The sequence below is a fragment of the Streptomyces corynorhini genome (assembly GCF_003346515.1).
In the GTDB taxonomy this organism is placed as follows: Bacteria; Actinomycetota; Actinomycetes; order Streptomycetales; family Streptomycetaceae; genus Streptomyces; species Streptomyces corynorhini.
Genome location: NZ_QQNA01000116.1, coordinates 1 through 15,972, shown reverse-complemented (window position 1 = coordinate 15,972; position 15,972 = coordinate 1). Strand labels below are relative to the sequence as shown.

Below are 15,972 nucleotides of genomic sequence, written 5' to 3'. Positions count from 1 at the left end.
GAACGACATGGCGTACGACATCGACAAGCCGGACGAGCAGTGGCGCGCGGAGCTGTCGCCCGCGGAGTACCAGGTACTGCGCAAGGCGGGCACCGAGCCCGCTTTCGTCGGCGAGTACACCGACACCAAGACGGCCGGTGTCTACTCCTGCCGCGCCTGCGACGCCGAACTCTTCCGCTCCGACACGAAGTTCGAGTCGCACTGCGGCTGGCCGTCCTTCTACGACCCGAAGGACACCGACGCGGTCGAGCTGATCGAGGACACCTCCCACGGCATGCGCCGCGTCGAGGTGCGCTGCGCCCGCTGCGGCTCGCACCTGGGCCACGTCTTCGAGGGCGAGGGATACGCGACCCCGACGGACCAGCGCTACTGCATCAACAGCATCTCGCTGCGGCTGGCGCCGGACGCGGGCTGAGCGGGCGGGAGGGCCGGGGCGGCCGGGGGCGTGCGGATCACGGTCGGCCGCCCTCCGTACGCCCCCGGCCGCCGAAGCGCAGTCCCAGTCTGCCCAGCGCTCCCGGCCGCTTCCAGGCGCGGAACTCCTCGGCGCGGCTGCTCGCCGTGGCCCGCAGACACCGCTCGACGGCCTCGGTGTCCTCGGCGGACAGCGCGCGCACCACGGGCCGCAGCACCGTGGCGAGCAGGGCGGTACGCGTCCTGTCCCAGGCCGGGTTGGCGCCCGGGAGCGACGACCACATGGTGAAGCAGTCCGCCACGTGGGCGGGGACGGTACGCAGCCGCTCGCGCACCCGGTCCTCACGGGCCGCCCGGTCGTACGCGGCGAGCAGCTCCGGATCGCCGCAGTGGACCAGCGCGTACACCTCGCCGTCGGGCCGCTCCTCGGAGAGCAGCCCCCGGGCCAGGGCCTCGAACGCCGTGTCCAGGACGGCCGGTTCCACCGGCTCCGCCCCGGCGCGCAGCCGCAGCGCCCGCTCGGTCCAGCCCGTGTCCGCCGCACGCTCCCGCAGCTTCCCGGCGAATTCGAGGAGCAGCAGGGCGCCGCGCTGCCGGGCCGACAGCTCCTGCGGGAAGCAGCGCAGCAGGTCGTGGGCGAGATCCGGGGCGTCGGCGCGGTAGCGCGCGGTGGTGTCCGAAGAGGTGGTGTCCGAAACGGCCGGGGACGCGGTGGCCGCGTACGGGGTCGACGGGGCGGCGCGGTGTCCGGCCGGCGGCTCCCGGAGCGCGTCCCCCGGCCCGTCGAGCGCCGCCGCCATCAGCGCGCTCCAGGTGCCCGCCGCCCGGTGCGCGTCGGAGCCGGTCCCCGCGAGCAGCAGCCGCGCCTCACCGGCGCTCGGCGTACCGCCCTCCCACACCAGCCGGACGGCGGTACGCAGGACCAGCGGGTCGGCGAACGTGGAGACGCCCGCGGCCCGCACCACCTCGTTCATGGCGGCGACGCGGTCGGTGTCCCCGGCCGCACCGCCCACCGGGATCCCGGAGTCGTGGACCCGCGCGCACATCCGCAGGTGCGGCAGCGTCTGCACGCCTCGCGGCGAGAGGGGGACGAGCCCCAACAGCCGCACGGCGGCCGGGGGATCGGCGGCGGCCAGCGCGTCGAGCGCGCTGAGCAGCGCGCTGCGCAGATCGAAGTGGTCCTCCAGCGCGGCCGCCACCGCGGGCGTCCAGGCCCGCTCGGGGTCGGCGATCAGCGCGTGGGACAGCCGCCGCGCGAGGTCCGGCAGCAGATCCGCGCAGTCCACGCCGAGCGGCTCGGCGAGCCGCAGCAGCTCCACCGCGCGGGTGACGGGCGGCCCGTCGCCGTCCGCGCCGTCCGTGCCGTCCGCGCTGCCCGCGCTGCCCGCGCTGCCCGCGACGCCCGCGCGCAGTTCGCCTGCCAGTTCCGCCGCCAGGCGCCGCCTGAGGTCGTCGGGCAGCGACGCGGGGCGCGGCACGCCCAGCCCGATCCCGGCGTCCGGGGTACGGAGCGCCTCGGTCAGGACGAGCGCCCCGAGCGGCGCGGTCACCGCCGCCGGAACCCGGCCGTCGAGAGCGGCGAACAGCCCGGCCAGGGCGGCGGTCTCGGCGGGCGTACGGTCCTCGGCCGGTGCGCACAGGCCGGTCAGGAACCGGGGCAGCCGTCCGGCCGCCTCCAGCGCGCGCGTGTGCGCCCGCTCGCACGCCCAGAGCGCCGCTTCCCCGCGGCCGTGCGTCCCCGGGCTGATCCCGGTGCACAGGGCGAGCGCCGCCAGCGGCCCCGCCGCGAACCGCTCGCCCGGCAACTCGACGGCCTCGGCGAACAGTTCGGGCGCCCTGCCCAGCCAGACGCGCGCGGCGGTCAGCGCCCAGGCATCCGGCGCGGGCGGCTCCGTCCCGTGCGCGGGGCGCGGCCCGGGCGCCGCGCCGCCGTCCCCGCGGCGGTCGAGCACCAGGGAGCGCGGATCGTGCCGGTCCAGGTCCTGGGCGTCGTCCGGCAGGACCCCGACGATCCGCTGCCGGGCGAGCCGGGGCCGCCGCGTGTACGTGGTGAAGGTCAGCCGGTGGGCTGCCGCGCGCGGCAGCACGGTGCTGGCCAGCGCGATCCACCGCGCCACATCGGCGCTGTCCCGCTCCACCAGGATGATCTGCCGGTCGGGCACGCGCAGACCGGCGAAGAACTCCGCGAGGCACCCGGCGCGGTCGGCGGCGAACGACACCAGGTCGCGCCGGTCGAAGCCCCGTGCCACCGGCAGCTCGGCGAGCGGCGCGGGGCTGCCGCCCTCGGGGGCGCCGAGCGCCCACTGCGGAGAGTCCCAGGCGCTGATGGGCGTCGCCCCGGCGGAGAGCGGGGCGTCCACCGGCACATGGACGGCGTGGGCGTGGGCCCGGACGTTCCCCGGGCCCCCGCCGTGGCCGGCGCCCGTGTACACCGTCCTGGCCAGCAGCCGGCTGCCGTCGGCGAGCACGCTGTGGCTGAACGCCGTCGGGAGCGGGGCGGATTCGGCCGCCGTCGTACCCGTCGTACCCGTCGTACCCGTCGTACCCGTCGTACCCGTCGTACCCGTCGGATCCGGCGCCTCGGGCGGCGGCTCGTACCCGATGAGCTGCTCCGCCTCTCTGAGCAGGGACTCGGGCACGCCCGGGGTGACCGCCGTGCGGCGGAAGCCGGACCCGTCGGGTCCCGGCCGCTCCGAGGTGTAGTGCAGCTGTGCCAGGCTCATGCGCCGGCTCCCTTACTCCGCGACGTGCCGACGGGCGCGGGCCCGGCGGGGCGCCGGGCGGTCCGAGGCGATGTCCGGACTCCCGGCCCACCGTGCGCCCCCGTAGCCCCTGTTGAGCTGTGCGGGCACCATCCCAGCAGATCTTCTACCGCATCTGCCACCGCTCGCGTCGGGTTTTGGGGGGTTCCCGCCGGACCGCCCGGCCGGGGCGGGCCGCCGCACCCGCGCCTCAGGCCGGCTGGAGCAGGTCCCAGCGGTTGCCGTAGAGGTCCTCGAAGACCGCGACCGTGCCGTACGGCTCGTGGCGCGGCTCCTCCAGGAAGCGGACGTCGGCGGCCAGCATGCGGGCGTGGTCGCGGGCGAAGTCCTCGGTGTGCAGGAAGAAGCCGACCCGGCCGCCCGTCTGCGCGCCGACGCTCGCGCGCTGGGCCTCGTCGCGGGCGCGGGCCAGCAGCAGACCGGGGGAGTGGCCGGGGGAGCGGCCGGGCGCGGGCGGGCCGGTGACGGCCGCCGGGCGCGGGCGGACCACGACCCAGCGGGAGCCGTCGCCCCGGTCGGTGTCCTCGACCAGTTCGAAGCCGAGCGCGTGCGTGTAGAAGGCGAGGGCCCTGTCGTAGTCGTCCACGACAAGGGTGACCAGGGCGATAGAGGGCATGACGGAAAGTTATACGTATGACTTACTGCTCGGCAAATAGAGCCCGGCGGGTACTAGCATCGAGGGGGAAGCGACCACGGGGGCGGACCGCGCCGCGCGTGCGCGGGACGGACAAGGGCGGAGGCGATGGCGTGCGGCTGTTCCGGCGGGGGCCGAGGCGTGACGGACGCGACGCGCCCCGCGACCCGGCGTTCTCCTTCTTCTCGGTCGACGAGGCCGCGCTCTTCCGTGGCCAGGTCCGCGAGGCGTTCGCGGAGCACGGCCTGGAGGTCACGCTCTACGCGGACTCGGTGACGGACAGCGCGGGCCGCCGGTTCGGCCTGGGCAACCTCGCGGCGGTCTGCCACAACGACGAGCGCGGCCCCCGGGTCTGGGGCGACCTCGCCCGTCGGCACGCGGGCATGGTGCTGCGCACGATGGACGGCCCGTCCGCGCTGGACACCCTGGCGCCCGAGCAGATCCGCGCCCAGCTCTACCCCCGGGTGATCGGCGAGGACGGCCTCGACCCGCAGTCCTTCGGATACGCGCGCTCGGTCGCCCCCGGGCTGTACGAGGTGCTCGCCCTCGATCTCCCCGAGAGCGTCATGATGCTCACCGACGAGGCGCTGGAGCCGCTCGGCGAGATCCGGCGGCTGCGGCAGCGCGCGCTGGAGAACCTGCGCGACCTGCCGGTGGAGGGCCGCGAGACCGTCAGGGACGCCGACGGGCGGCGCTTCGAGGTGATCCTCGGCGACTCGTTCTACACGGCGAGCCGGGTGCTGGCCCTGGAGTCGGTCGTGCACGACGTGACCGGGCAGCGGATCCCGCCGGAGGGCGCGCTCGTCGCGATGCCCTTCCGGCATCAGCTCGCCTTCCACGTCATCAGGGACACCACCGTCGTCCCGTCCCTGAACGCCCTGGCGGCCTTCGCCGCCTCGGGCTACGCGGACACCCCGGGGGCGATCAGCCCGCACGTCTACTGGTGGCGCGGCGGCACGCTCACCCAGCTCAGCGCGCGCGAGGGCGACGGGCTGCGGATCGTCGTCGGGGACGACTTCCACGCGCTGCTGGAGCGGCTGACCGCGCGCGACAGCCCGGAGTAGGGGCGGCTGTCGCACGGGACCGGCTGTCGCATGGGACCGCCGTCGCACGGGACCGGCTGTCGCACGGGACCGCCGTCGCACGGGACCGGCCGTCGCATCGGGCGCCCGCCGCCCGGTCGCGGCCGTTGCCGCCGCCGGGCGTCCCCGTGGTGCGGACCGCCGTACAACGCCCCGTCCCACGGGGACCGGGGACGGCGCGGCGCCACGCGGCGGGGGAGGTCACCCCTCGGCCAGCACCGCGCACGACTCCGGCGGCAGCCGCAGCACGCCGTCCGCCCACGCCGTCCCCGGCCGGTCCCAGGCGGACGCCACCCCGGCCCGCACGTCCGCGCCGCCCACCGGGATCTCCACCGGATCTCCCGAGAGGTTCACCGCGACCCGCAGATCGCCCCTGCGGTAGGTCAGCCAGCGCGCCACCTCGTCGTACGCCACCCGTACCGCCGCCAGATCCGGATCGGTGAGGTCCGGCCGCGCGTGACGCAGCGCGATCAGCTCGCGGTACCAGGCCAGCAGGCGCGCGTGCGGTTGCCTGGTCCGCTCGGAGCGGTCCAGGCAGGAACGCTCCCGGGTACGGGGATCCTGCGGGTCGGGGATGTCCTCGGCCGCCCAGCCGTGCGACGCGAACTCCCGCCGCCTGCCGTCGCGTACGGCACGGGCCAGCTCCGGATCGGTGTGGTCGGTGAAGAACTGCCAGGGTGTGGTCGCGCCCCACTCCTCGCCCATGAACAGCATCGGGACGCAGGGCCCCGTCAGCACCAGGGTGGCCGCGCAGGCGAGCAGCCCCGGGGAGAGCGTGGCCGACAGCCGGTCGCCGAGCGCGCGGTTGCCGATCTGGTCGTGCGTCTGCGCGTAGCCGAGGAAGCGGTGCGCGGGGGTGCTCGTACGGTCGACGGGCCGGCCGTGCGTCCGGCCCCGGAAGCTCGAATACGTACCGTCGTGGAAGAAGACCCGGGTGAGGGTCTTGGCGAGCGCGGCCAGCGGCTCGCGGGCGAAGTCCGCGTAGTAGCCCTGGGATTCACCGGTGAGAGCGGCGTGCAGGGCGTGGTGGAAGTCGTCGTTCCACTGCGCGTGCAGCCCGAGCCCGCCCTGCGCGCGGGGGGTGGTCGTACGCGGGTCGCCGAGATCGGACTCGGCGATCAGGAAGAGCGGACGCCCCAGATCGGCGCCCAGCGCGTCGACCGCGGCCGACAGCTCCTCCAGAAAGGTCAGCGCGCGCCCGTCGGCCAGGGCGTGCACGGCGTCGAGCCGCAGCCCGTCCAGGCGGAAGTCCCGCAGCCAGGCCAGCGCGCTGCCCAGCAGGTAGGCGCGCACCTCGTCCGAGCCGGGCGCGTCGAGATTGACGGCGGCGCCCCACGGGGTGTGGTGCGTCTCGGTGAAGTACGGGCCGAAGCGCGGCAGATGGTTGCCGGACGGGCCGAGGTGGTTGTGGACCACGTCGAGCACCACGCCCAGGCCGAGCCCGTGGGCCGCGTCGACGAAGCGCTTGAGCCCCGCGGGACCGCCGTACGGCTCGTGCACCGCCCACAGCGACACCCCCTCGTACCCCCATCCGTGGGTGCCGGGGAACGGGCACACCGGCATCAGCTCGACGTGCGTGATCCCCAGCGCGGCCAGCTCGGCGAGGTGCTCCGCCGCCGCGTCGAAGGTGCCCTCGCGGGTGAAGGTGCCGAGGTGCAGCTCGTACAGGACGGCGCCGGACAGCCCGCGGCCCGGCCACGGGACGCGCCACTCGTACGCGTTGTGGTCCACGACGGCGCTCGGTCCATCGGGCCCCTGCGGCTGCCGCCGCGAGCGCGGATCGGGCAGCGGGGGGCCGCCGTCGAGCGCGAAGGCGTACCGGGTGCCGTCGGCGGCCTCCGGGGTCTCGGCCGTCCACCAGCCGGGGCGCTCGGGGTCGGGGCGCATGGACGTACCGGCGGCCCCGTCGGACGTCTCAGGATCCGACCCCGCGAACCGCAGCACGACCCGGTCGCGCGCCTGCGGTGCCCACACCTCGAACCGCACGAGTGGCTCCCCCTTGTCGTCGCCGGACCTGCCGTCGCCGGTCCTGCCGTCCCCCTCCTCCATGGTGACAAGAGTGGCGGCCCGGGGCCCGGTGATCGCGGCGAATCGGGTGGCCGCGATAATGACGGACCGTCTGGACACCTCACGCCTTCCGGAAGGACAATCACGTCTGTGACGTCCTCCTTCGAGTCCCACACGCACCCCGCGCGGCTCTCCGACGCCGAGCGGGACCGGGTCCTCGCGGTGCTCAGGGAGGGCGCGGCCCAGGGCAAGCTGTCCCACGACACGTTTCTGCGCAGGATGGATCTGGCGCTGGCGGCCCGCCAGGTCGAGCAGCTGCGACCGCTCACCGCGGACCTGGAGCCCGAATCCCCCTGGGCGCGGCGGCTGTTCGGCACGGTCGGCCGGGTGTCGGCGTTCTCGCAGCGGCTGCGCCGGGCCTGGCAGGCCGAGAAGCTGCCGAAACTGCTGCTGCCGCAGCCCGGCCCGTATCCGCTGCGCATAGGGCGTGACCCGCTGAACGGACTGCGGCTCAGCCACGACACGGTCTCCCGGCTGCACGCCGAGCTGAGCATGCAGGGCGGCCTGTGGATTCTGCGCGACCTCGGCTCCACCAACGGCACGACGGTCAACGGCCGCCGGGTGACGACTACGGCCGTGGTGCGGGACGGGGACATGGTCGGTTTCGGGCAGATGAGCTTCCGGCTCGCCACGCACTGAGCCCGGCCGGGCACGCGCCACCGGGGCCGTGGGGTCCCGGCCCGCCGTCACAGGGTGGGGGTGGAGACGGCGGGCCGGGTGTTTCCGGCGTCCGGTGGGGGCCGGGCCGGAGCCGGGGACCGGCCGCCGGTCGGTGGACCGGCGGGCCGGCCGGGGAGGCCGCCCCCGAGGACGGGGCGGCCCGGTGGATCAGTGGGCTCAGTGGACTGAGCAGGGCTGGGCGGTGGTGGTGTCCGGTGGTCCTCCTGTGACGACATAGCTGAAGGTGGTGGAGGCTCCTGCCGCCAGCGAGCGGTGAGGCGATGACGCGATCATGACAATCCTGGAGGTGGGAGCGCTCCCATTCCGGAACGTAGCGCGGCTCGGGCACTCTGTAAACGACTCCGTCCGGATTTTCTGCCGGCCCCTGCGGACGCCTCTCCGCCGAGCCCCCTCCCCGCGCGGCTCAGAGCGCGGTCAGCAGCGCCACCGGGAACGTCTCCAGCAGCTCCCCGAGCGGCACCGCGCCCGACACCTCGCGCCCGGTCAGCTCCTCGCGCCACCGCCCGGCGGGCAGCGGCAGCTCGGTCGCCCCCCAGCCGCCCGCCCGCTCCAGCCCGTACGGGAGCCGGGTCACCACCGTGACCACCCGGCCGGTGCGCGCGAAGGCCAGGCAGTGCGCGGCGGCCGGGCCCGCCGCGTGCAGCGGGGTGTACGTGCCCGACTCGCCGAAGACACCGGGCTGTTCCCGGCGCACCCGCAGCGCCGCCGTCGTGATCACGGTCCTGTCGTCCGGCGGCCCGGTCCTGAACGGCCGCCGGTTGTCCGGGTCCACCAGCGCGACGTACTCCCGCTCCGTGCCCTGGTAGAGGTCGGGCACGCCCGGCATGGTGAGGTGGACCAGCGCCGCGCCGAGCGCGCTCGCGCGTACGTGCGGCGCGAGCGCCCGGTTGAGCGCGGCGACCGTCCCGCGCGCCGGTCCGGCCGGGCCCGACTCGACGAACTGCGTCACGGCACGCTCGTACAGCGGGTCGGGCTCCGTCCAGTTGGTGTGCAGCCCGGCCTCCCGCACGGACTTCAGCAGCGCGGGCACCATCCGGGCGCCGTCCGGCGGGCCGCCGTCCGAGGCCGGGGTGAAGCCCACCGCCGTCTGCCACGCCTGCCACGCCACCTGCGGATCGGGAGCCGGCGTCCCGGTCGGCCCCTGGGCCTCGGCCACTTGGGCGAGCAGCTCGTCCCACCGTTCCGGGCACTGGGACAGGACGGCGATCCCGGCCCGTACGTCCGCGCTGCGCTTGGTGTCGTGCGTGGTCAGGACGGTGCCGGTGGCGGGCCAGTCGCGGGCCAGCCGCAGGCAGTACGCGTGGAAGCGCTCCGGCGACACCGAGGGGTGCCCCGGGTCGCCGCCCACCTCGTTGGCCGAGAGCAGCGGCACGTACCGGTAGAACGCCGTGTCCTCCACCGACTTGGCGCGCAGCGCGGACGCCGTCTGCGCGAAGCGCGCGCAGAACGCCGCCCGGTCGGGGCCCGCGCCCAGCCTGCCGAGCGCCAGCTCCCGCACCACGTCGACGGCCGTCGCCTCCCGCTCCACCGCGAACACCGCCTTCGCCTGCCGGACCGCCTCCTCGGAGACCGCCGCCTCGGCGGCCTCCGGGCAGGGCCCGCCCGCGGCGGCGTACGGGCGGTAGACGGGCACCCGTACGAGCAGCTCCCTGATGGCCGTGCGCAGCGCCCACGGCGCGTGGTCGCGCAGCGCGGGCTCCGCCGCGCAGACGCGCTGCGCCGTACGCACGAGCGCCTCGGTCTCGGCCGCGAGTTCGTGGAAGATCACCTTGTACGCGGCCCTGCGCACGGTCCCCGCCCAGTAGCCGCCCCGGTCCCCGACCGGCGCGGCGATCTCCCGGTAGCGCCGCTCCAGCGCCTCGGCGCCCACCGGGTCGGTGAAGACCCCGTCGATGTGGCGCAGCGCGTCGTACCCGGTGGTCCCGGCGACCGGCCAGCCGGCCGGGAGCACCTCGTCGTCGGCGAGGATCTTCTCCACGACGGTCCAGCTGCCGCCCGTCGCCTCGCCCAGTCGGCGCAGATAGCCCTCCGGGTCGGCGAGCCCGTCCGGATGGTCGACGCGCAGCCCCTCGACCACACCGTCCCGTACCAGTTCGAGGATCTTGGCGTGGGTGGCGGCGAAGACCTCCGGGTCCTCCACCCGTACCCCGATCAGCTCGGAAATGGTGAAGAAGCGCCGGTAGTTCAGCTCCGTACGGGCCAGCCGCCACCAGGCGAGCCGGTAGTGCTGGGCGTCGAGCAGCTCCGGCAGCGGGAGTTCCCCGGTGCCGGGCGCGAGCGGGAAGCACAGCTCCTCGCCGTGGTACAGGGCGCCGTCCTCGACCCGCAGCGCGGCCAGTTCGTCGCCGACCGGGCCGGGCAGCACCGGCAGCAGCACCTTGCCGCCGCCCGCGGCCCAGTCGATGTCGAACCAGCGGGCGTACGGCGAGGCGGGTCCCTCGCGCAGCACCTCCCACAGGGCCTTGTTGTGGCGCGGCGAGGCGGCCATGTGGTTGGGCACGATGTCCAGGACGATCCCGAGACCGTACTCGCGGGCCCGCCCCGCCAGGGCGCGCAGCCCCTCCTCGCCGCCCAGCTCCGCCCGTACGGAGCCGTGGTCGACCACGTCGTAGCCGTGCGTGGAACCGGGCAGGGCTTCGAGGACCGGCGACAGATGCAGATGGGAGACCCCGAGCGCGGCGAGGTAGGGCACCGCTCGCGCGGCGGCCGAGAAGGGGAAGTCCGGCTGGAGCTGGAGCCGATAGGTGGCGGTGGGAGTCATAGGGTCCTGCGTACCCCGGATAGCGGGTGATGCGCCATACGGGTGGGCCGGGTGCTACGGCTTGTACACATAAGGCGTGGTCGTGCCCAGCTCCGTGAAGCCGAGCCGCTGGAGGACCGGCCGGCTCATCGGCGCCGCGTCCACCTGGAGCCACCGGTAGCCGCGGGCGGCGGCGATCCGGGCCCGGAAGGCGATCTGCGCCCGGTACAGCCCCCGGCCGCGCCAGCCCGGTACGGTGCCGCCGCCCCACAGCCCGGCGAAGTCGGTACCGGGCGTCAGCTCCATCCGGGACGCGCTCACGGCGGAGCCGTCCGCCAGGGCCACCACCGCCACCAGCGTCTCGGGAGCCTCGGCGAGCCGGGCCCGCAGCCGTCGCCGCAGCGCGGTGCCGTCCTCGCCGAAGGCCGCCTCGTGGACGTCGGCCAGCAGGTCCACCCCGGCCGCGTCGGTCACCGGGAGCAGCCGTACGCCGTCCGGCGGTCCCGGCGCGTCCGCCTGCGCCGCGCTCTCCGCCACCATCAGGGACTCCGCGGGGCCGGGGGTGAACCCGGCCGCCCGCAGCAGGTCCGCGAGGGTGTCCGGCCGGTCGTGGGAGTAGAGCTTCCACTCGAACTCGCGGCCGAGCGACGAGAAGTGCTCCACCTGTTCCGCGATGGCGCGCGCCGCCGTACCGTCCTGGAGGTCCGACCACAGGACCCCGTTCCAGTCGTGCGCCGAGCCGGTCTGCCGGACGACGTCGCGGACCCGCTCCACCCGGGCGCCGACGCCGTCCGGCGGGGCGTTCCCGCGCATCTGCCGGTCGAACGCGGCGCGTACCTCTGTCGGATCCATCCGGCCACGGGACCATCCGCGGGGCGGCGCGGCAACCGGTTTTCCCCGGCGTGGGCCGGTTCGCCGGGCCGCCCCGCGCCCGCGGGCCGTGGAGCCGGGCCAAACGAAAGACCCTACGCCGGTCGCATCAGCACCGTCATGCTGCGGCCGATCAGCGTGATCCGCTCACCCCCGTCGACCTTCTCGCCCCGCCCCGGAACCACGCCCTCCGGACGTGCCGTGTCCACCATGAGCTGCCACTGCTCCCCGTGGTTGACCGGCACCACGAACTCCAGCCCCTCGGCGCTCGCGTTGAACATCAGCAGGAACGAGGCGTCCGAGATCCGCTCGCCGCGCGGACCCGGCTCCGAGATCGCGTGCCCGTTCAGGAAGACCGTCATGGCCTTGGCGTGCGCCGCCTGCCAGTCCTGCTGGGTCATCTCCCCGCCCTCGGGCGTGAACCACGAGATGTCCGACAGGTCGTCGTGCGTGCCCTCCACCGGCCGCCCGTGGAAGAAGCGCCTGCGCCGGAAGACCGGATGGTCGCGCCGCAGCCACACCATCGCCTGGGTGAAGGCCAGCATCCCGCCGTCGCTCTCGGCGCCCTTCTCCGGCCAGCGGACCCAGGAGACCTCGTTGTCCTGGCAGTACGCGTTGTTGTTGCCGCCCTGGGTGCGGGAGAACTCGTCGCCGTGGCTGAGCATCGGCACGCCCTGCGAGAGCATCAGCGTCGCGATGAAGTTCCGCATCTGGCGCTCGCGCAGCTCGACGATGCCGGGGTCGTCGCTCGCGCCCTCGGCCCCGCAGTTCCAGGACCGGTTGTGGCTCTCGCCGTCCCGGTTGTTCTCGCCGTTGGCCTCGTTGTGCTTGTCGTTGTACGAGACGAGGTCGTGCAGGGTGAAACCGTCGTGGCAGGTGGTGAAGTTGATGGAGGCCAGCGGCCGGCGCCCGTCGTCCTGGTAGAGATCGGACGAACCGGTCAGCCGGGACGCGAACTCCGCCAGCGTCCTCGGCTCACCGCGCCACAGGTCGCGCACGGTGTCGCGGTACTTGCCGTTCCACTCGGTCCACAGCGGGGGGAAGTTCCCCACCTGGTAGCCGCCCTCGCCCACGTCCCAGGGCTCCGCGATCAGCTTCACCTGGCTGACCACCGGGTCCTGCTGGACGAGGTCGAAGAAGGACGACAGCCGGTCCACCTCGTGGAACTGGCGGGCCAGCGTCGCCGCGAGGTCGAAGCGGAAGCCGTCGACATGCATCTCGGTCACCCAGTACCGCAGCGAGTCCATGATCAGCTGTAGGACGTGCGGGCTGCGCATCAGCAGCGAGTTGCCGGTGCCCGTGGTGTCCGTGTAGTACCGCTGGTTCTCGCCCAGCCGGTAGTACTGCGCGTTGTCCAGGCCCCGGAAGGAGAGCGTCGGGCCGAGGTGGTTGCCCTCGGCGGTGTGGTTGTAGACGACGTCGAGGATGACCTCGATACCGGCGCGGTGCAGCGCCCGTACGGCCTGCTTGAACTCCAGGACCTGTTCGCCCCGGTCGCCCCAGGAGGCGTAGGCGTTGTGCGGGGCGAAGAAGCCGATGGTGTTGTAGCCCCAGTAATTGGCGAGCCCGGCGTCCACCAGCCGGTGGTCGTTGACGAACTGGTGCACCGGCATCAGCTCCAGCGCCGTCACCCCCAGCTCCGTCAGGTGTTCGATCACGGCGGGGTGCGCCAGCCCCGCGTAGGTGCCGCGCAGCTCCTCGGGCAGCTCCGGGTGGAGCATGGTCAGGCCCTTGACGTGGGCCTCGTAGAGCACCGTGCGGTGGTAGTCCGTACGGGGCAGCCGGTCGTCGCCCCAGTCGAAGTACGGGTTCACGACGACCGAGGTCATCATGTGGGGCGCCGAGTCCATGTCGTTGCGCGACTCCGGCTTTCCGAAGTGGTAGCCGTACACCGACTCGCCCCACTCGATACTGCCGCTGATCGCACGTGCGTACGGATCGAGGAGCAGTTTGGCGGAGTTGCAGCGGTGACCGCGCTCGGGCTCGTAGGGCCCGTGGACCCGGAAGCCGTAGCGCTGTCCCGGCATGATGCCCGGCAGATAGGCGTGACGTACGAAGGCGTCCGTCTCGCGCAGCTCCACCGCCGTTTCTGAACCGTCGTCGTGCAGGAGGCACAACTCGATTCGGTGGGCGGCCTCTGAGTAGACCGCGAAGTTGGTGCCGGCGCCGTCGTAGGTGGCGCCGAGGGGATACGTCTGTCCCGGCCAGACCTGCATAGATATGACTCTTCCACTTCTGATCCGGGTGCTGCGGGCTTCTTGCGCCAGATCTTCCCCGAAATCGTGGCAACCTCCTAGGACCCCGAGAGGTTCTCGGCGCTTCTCGCCGGGCGTCAACCCGGCGCGTCAACCGGGTGCGCCGCACTGCCGGGCGCAGTACGGCGCGGTCCGGTTGACGAACCCGGCGGCCTCCGGGGCGCTCCCGCGTCCCGTACGCCCCGCCCGGGACCGGGCGCAATCGCTATGAATCGGCTCACTACGCCGCAACTCGCCGTCTGGAACAAGCCTCACGAACAAGGGAGTTGAGAAAGGAGCCTGTGCATCCTGCTGCACCGTATCCGCTCGGCGGAGTACCCTTCCTTGATCGTTGAATAGGGAGAGAAGGCAGGTGCGCGGGTGAGCTCGGGAGGGCTGGAGCTACCGCCCGGTGACGCAGGTCACGCGGGGGAATCCGGCGACATTCCGCCCGGAGCGGTCTCCCTCGCGCGGCCGATGGAGATCGGGGCGGAACTGGACTGGGGCGCGGACGCCTGGAGCGAGGTCCGTACGCGCGCCCAACGCGCCGGACGGGCGTACATCTGGCTGAATCTGGTGGAGCAGCGGTTGCGCGCGGTCGTCGCCGCGGTCCTGCGCCCCATCTACGAGCCGGTGCACGGCGAGGAGTGGGTCGTCGCCGCCGCGGGGCCCGCCGGACAGGAGTGGGTGCAGCGCGCCGTCGCCGTACGGGAGGTGTCGCGGCGCAAGGGCTATCTCCTCGACCCGGCCGACGACAACGTGCTGAGCTTCCTCACCCTCCCGCAGCTGCGGGAGCTGATGGTCCAGCACTGGCCCTGCTTCGAACCGTACTTCGACGACCGCCGCGACGTGGAGCTGGCGCTCGACGAGCTGGAGGTGGCGCGCAACGTCGTCTCCCGCAACCGCGCCCTGTCCGAGACGGTCCTCGCCCAGGCGGAGCGGGCCTCGGCCCGGCTCCTGGAGATCCTGGGCGGGGGCGGCGGAGTGCCGTCGTCGGCGCGGCTGCGGGTGGACGCGGTGGAGGACCTGGTCGGCGACCGGTACGCGGACGTCGTCTCCGTGCACTCCGACCGGGTCAGGCTGCAGCGGCAGATCCCGGCCGAGGACCTCTTCGGCGAGGCCCGGCGTGTCGACGCCATCGGTATCGGGCTGAACCTCCTCGTGCAGAACTTCTCCGGGCGTCGGCTGATCCGTCTCGCCGAGTCCGGCTGCCGGATACGGCTGGTCTTCCTCAACCCGGCGAGCAGCGCGGTCAAGCGCCGCGAACGCGAACTGGGACTGCGCAAGGGCGAGCTGAGCCGCTCGGTGGAGATGAACATCCTCCACATGAGGCGGGTGCGCTCCAAGCTGCGCGATCCCGGCGCCTTCGAGATCCACGTCTTCGACGAGACCCCCCGCTTCACCGCCTACCTGGTCGACGGCGACGGTCCCGACGGGCTGGCCGTCGTCCAGTCCTATCTGCGCCGGGCGCGCGGCATGGAGGCGCCGGTGCTGGTGCTGCGCGGCGGCGGGCGTGAGGTGGTGCGTTCGGGGCAGGACACCGAACACGGGCTCTTCCAGACCTACCGCGAGGAGTTCGAGTCGGTCTGGACGGACTCCCGGCCGGTCTCCTGACCGGCGTCCCGGTCGCCACCGCCGAGCGCCGCGCAGGCCCGGTTGTCAGTGGAGCGTGGCAGGGTGAATGTCCAACGGGGGAAGCTCCACCGCGGCATGAGGGAGGGCCACGATGACTTGGCACGGAGAACGGCTGGTCGGTTTCGATCTGGAGACCACGGGGACCGACATCGAGTCCGACCGTATCGTCACGGCGGCGTTGGTGACCGTGGAGCCGGACGGCCGGTCGAGGAGCGAGCGGACCTGGCTGCTCGATCCGGGGGTGCTGATCCCCGCGCAGGCGGCCGAGATCCACGGCATCTCCACGGAGCACGCCCGCGCGCACGGGGCGCCGCCCGCCCCCGCGATCGACGAGATCACCTCGGCGGTCGCCGAGGTGCTGCGCTCGGGCACCCCGCTCGTCGTGATGAACGCGCGCTACGATCTGTCGCTGCTGGACCGCGAGTGCAGGCGCCACGGAGTGGAGCCGCTGGCCGGGCGGCTGCGCGGCAAGCCCTCGCCCATCATCGACCCGCTGGTCCTGGACAAGCACGTGGACCGCTACCGCAAGGGCAGGCGCAACCTCCAGGCGCTCTGCGAGCACTACGGAGTGACATTCGAGAACGCGCACAACGCCGTGGCGGACGCGGTGGCCGCCGCTCGTACGGCACGGAGCATGGGCGTGAGGCACGCGCGGATAGGCGCGGCCGCCCCGGCGGATCTCCATGACCTCCAGGTGCGTGCGGCGGCCGAGCAGTCGGCGTCGCTGCAGAGCTACCTTCGACGCACGTCGAACCCGGAGGCGACCGTCGAGGCGGCCTGGCCCGTCGTTCCGTACAGCCGCTGACGCGCGGAGCCGCCCATGTGTGCGGCCGTCGACGCGCGAAGCCGTCCA

The 15,972-nt window shown here is 73.9% G+C and carries 11 protein-coding genes; 5 read left to right on the top strand and 6 right to left on the bottom strand.

The window, feature by feature from the left end; all coding sequences use genetic code 11:
* Positions 1 to 7: 7 nt before the first annotated feature.
* Complete coding sequence (gene msrB, locus DVH02_RS15920) at positions 8 to 415, top strand: peptide-methionine (R)-S-oxide reductase MsrB (RefSeq protein WP_114624486.1); 408 nt, start codon at positions 8 to 10, stop codon at positions 413 to 415.
* A gap of 37 nt (positions 416 to 452) precedes the next feature.
* Here the strand turns inward: msrB and DVH02_RS15915 are convergent, their stop codons facing one another.
* Together DVH02_RS15915 and DVH02_RS15910 are read right to left on the bottom strand one after the other, a co-directional pair.
* The gene (locus DVH02_RS15915; protein WP_114624485.1) at positions 453 to 3,137 is read right to left on the bottom strand and encodes a GTPase-associated protein 1-related protein; all 2,685 of its coding nucleotides are present in this window, start codon (positions 3,135 to 3,137) and stop codon (positions 453 to 455) included.
* A gap of 229 nt (positions 3,138 to 3,366) precedes the next feature.
* A complete protein-coding gene (locus DVH02_RS15910; protein ID WP_114624484.1) occupies positions 3,367 to 3,792 on the bottom strand; it encodes a VOC family protein in 426 nt (141 codons plus the stop codon).
* Positions 3,793 to 3,923: 131 nt separating this feature from the next.
* On the opposite strand from DVH02_RS15910, the gene DVH02_RS15905 reads away from it, so the two are divergent.
* Complete coding sequence (locus tag DVH02_RS15905) at positions 3,924 to 4,874, top strand: hypothetical protein (protein ID WP_114624483.1); 951 nt, start codon at positions 3,924 to 3,926, stop codon at positions 4,872 to 4,874.
* Between the two features lie 219 nt (positions 4,875 to 5,093).
* Here DVH02_RS15905 and treZ read toward each other — a convergent pair whose 3' ends face one another.
* The gene (gene treZ / locus DVH02_RS15900; RefSeq protein WP_233518256.1) at positions 5,094 to 6,878 is read right to left on the bottom strand and encodes a malto-oligosyltrehalose trehalohydrolase; all 1,785 of its coding nucleotides are present in this window, start codon (positions 6,876 to 6,878) and stop codon (positions 5,094 to 5,096) included.
* Positions 6,879 to 7,049: 171 nt separating this feature from the next.
* On the opposite strand from treZ, the gene DVH02_RS15895 reads away from it, so the two are divergent.
* Complete coding sequence (locus DVH02_RS15895; RefSeq protein ID WP_114624482.1) at positions 7,050 to 7,598, top strand: DUF1707 and FHA domain-containing protein; 549 nt, start codon at positions 7,050 to 7,052, stop codon at positions 7,596 to 7,598.
* Between the two features lie 445 nt (positions 7,599 to 8,043).
* Here DVH02_RS15895 and treY read toward each other — a convergent pair whose 3' ends face one another.
* From treY to glgX, 3 genes are all read right to left on the bottom strand, one after another.
* On the bottom strand, positions 8,044 to 10,401 hold the full coding sequence (gene treY, locus DVH02_RS15890) for a malto-oligosyltrehalose synthase (RefSeq protein ID WP_114624481.1): 2,358 nt from the start codon (positions 10,399 to 10,401) through the stop codon (positions 8,044 to 8,046).
* A gap of 54 nt (positions 10,402 to 10,455) precedes the next feature.
* Positions 10,456 to 11,232: a GNAT family N-acetyltransferase gene (locus DVH02_RS15885; RefSeq protein ID WP_114624480.1), complete on the bottom strand. Its 777-nt coding sequence runs from the start codon at positions 11,230 to 11,232 to the stop codon at positions 10,456 to 10,458.
* A gap of 113 nt (positions 11,233 to 11,345) precedes the next feature.
* On the bottom strand, positions 11,346 to 13,466 hold the full coding sequence (glgX, locus tag DVH02_RS15880) for a glycogen debranching protein GlgX (protein ID WP_114624479.1): 2,121 nt from the start codon (positions 13,464 to 13,466) through the stop codon (positions 11,346 to 11,348).
* A gap of 399 nt (positions 13,467 to 13,865) precedes the next feature.
* Between glgX and DVH02_RS15875 the strand changes: the two genes are divergently transcribed.
* Together DVH02_RS15875 and DVH02_RS15870 are read left to right on the top strand one after the other, a co-directional pair.
* Entirely contained in the window at positions 13,866 to 15,098 is a 1,233-nt protein-coding gene (locus DVH02_RS15875) for an SAV2148 family HEPN domain-containing protein (protein WP_114624478.1), read from the top strand.
* Between the two features lie 112 nt (positions 15,099 to 15,210).
* Positions 15,211 to 15,924, top strand: a complete 714-nt coding sequence (locus DVH02_RS15870; RefSeq protein ID WP_114624477.1) for a 3'-5' exonuclease — start codon at positions 15,211 to 15,213, stop codon at positions 15,922 to 15,924.
* The last annotated feature ends 48 nt before the right edge of the window (positions 15,925 to 15,972 follow it).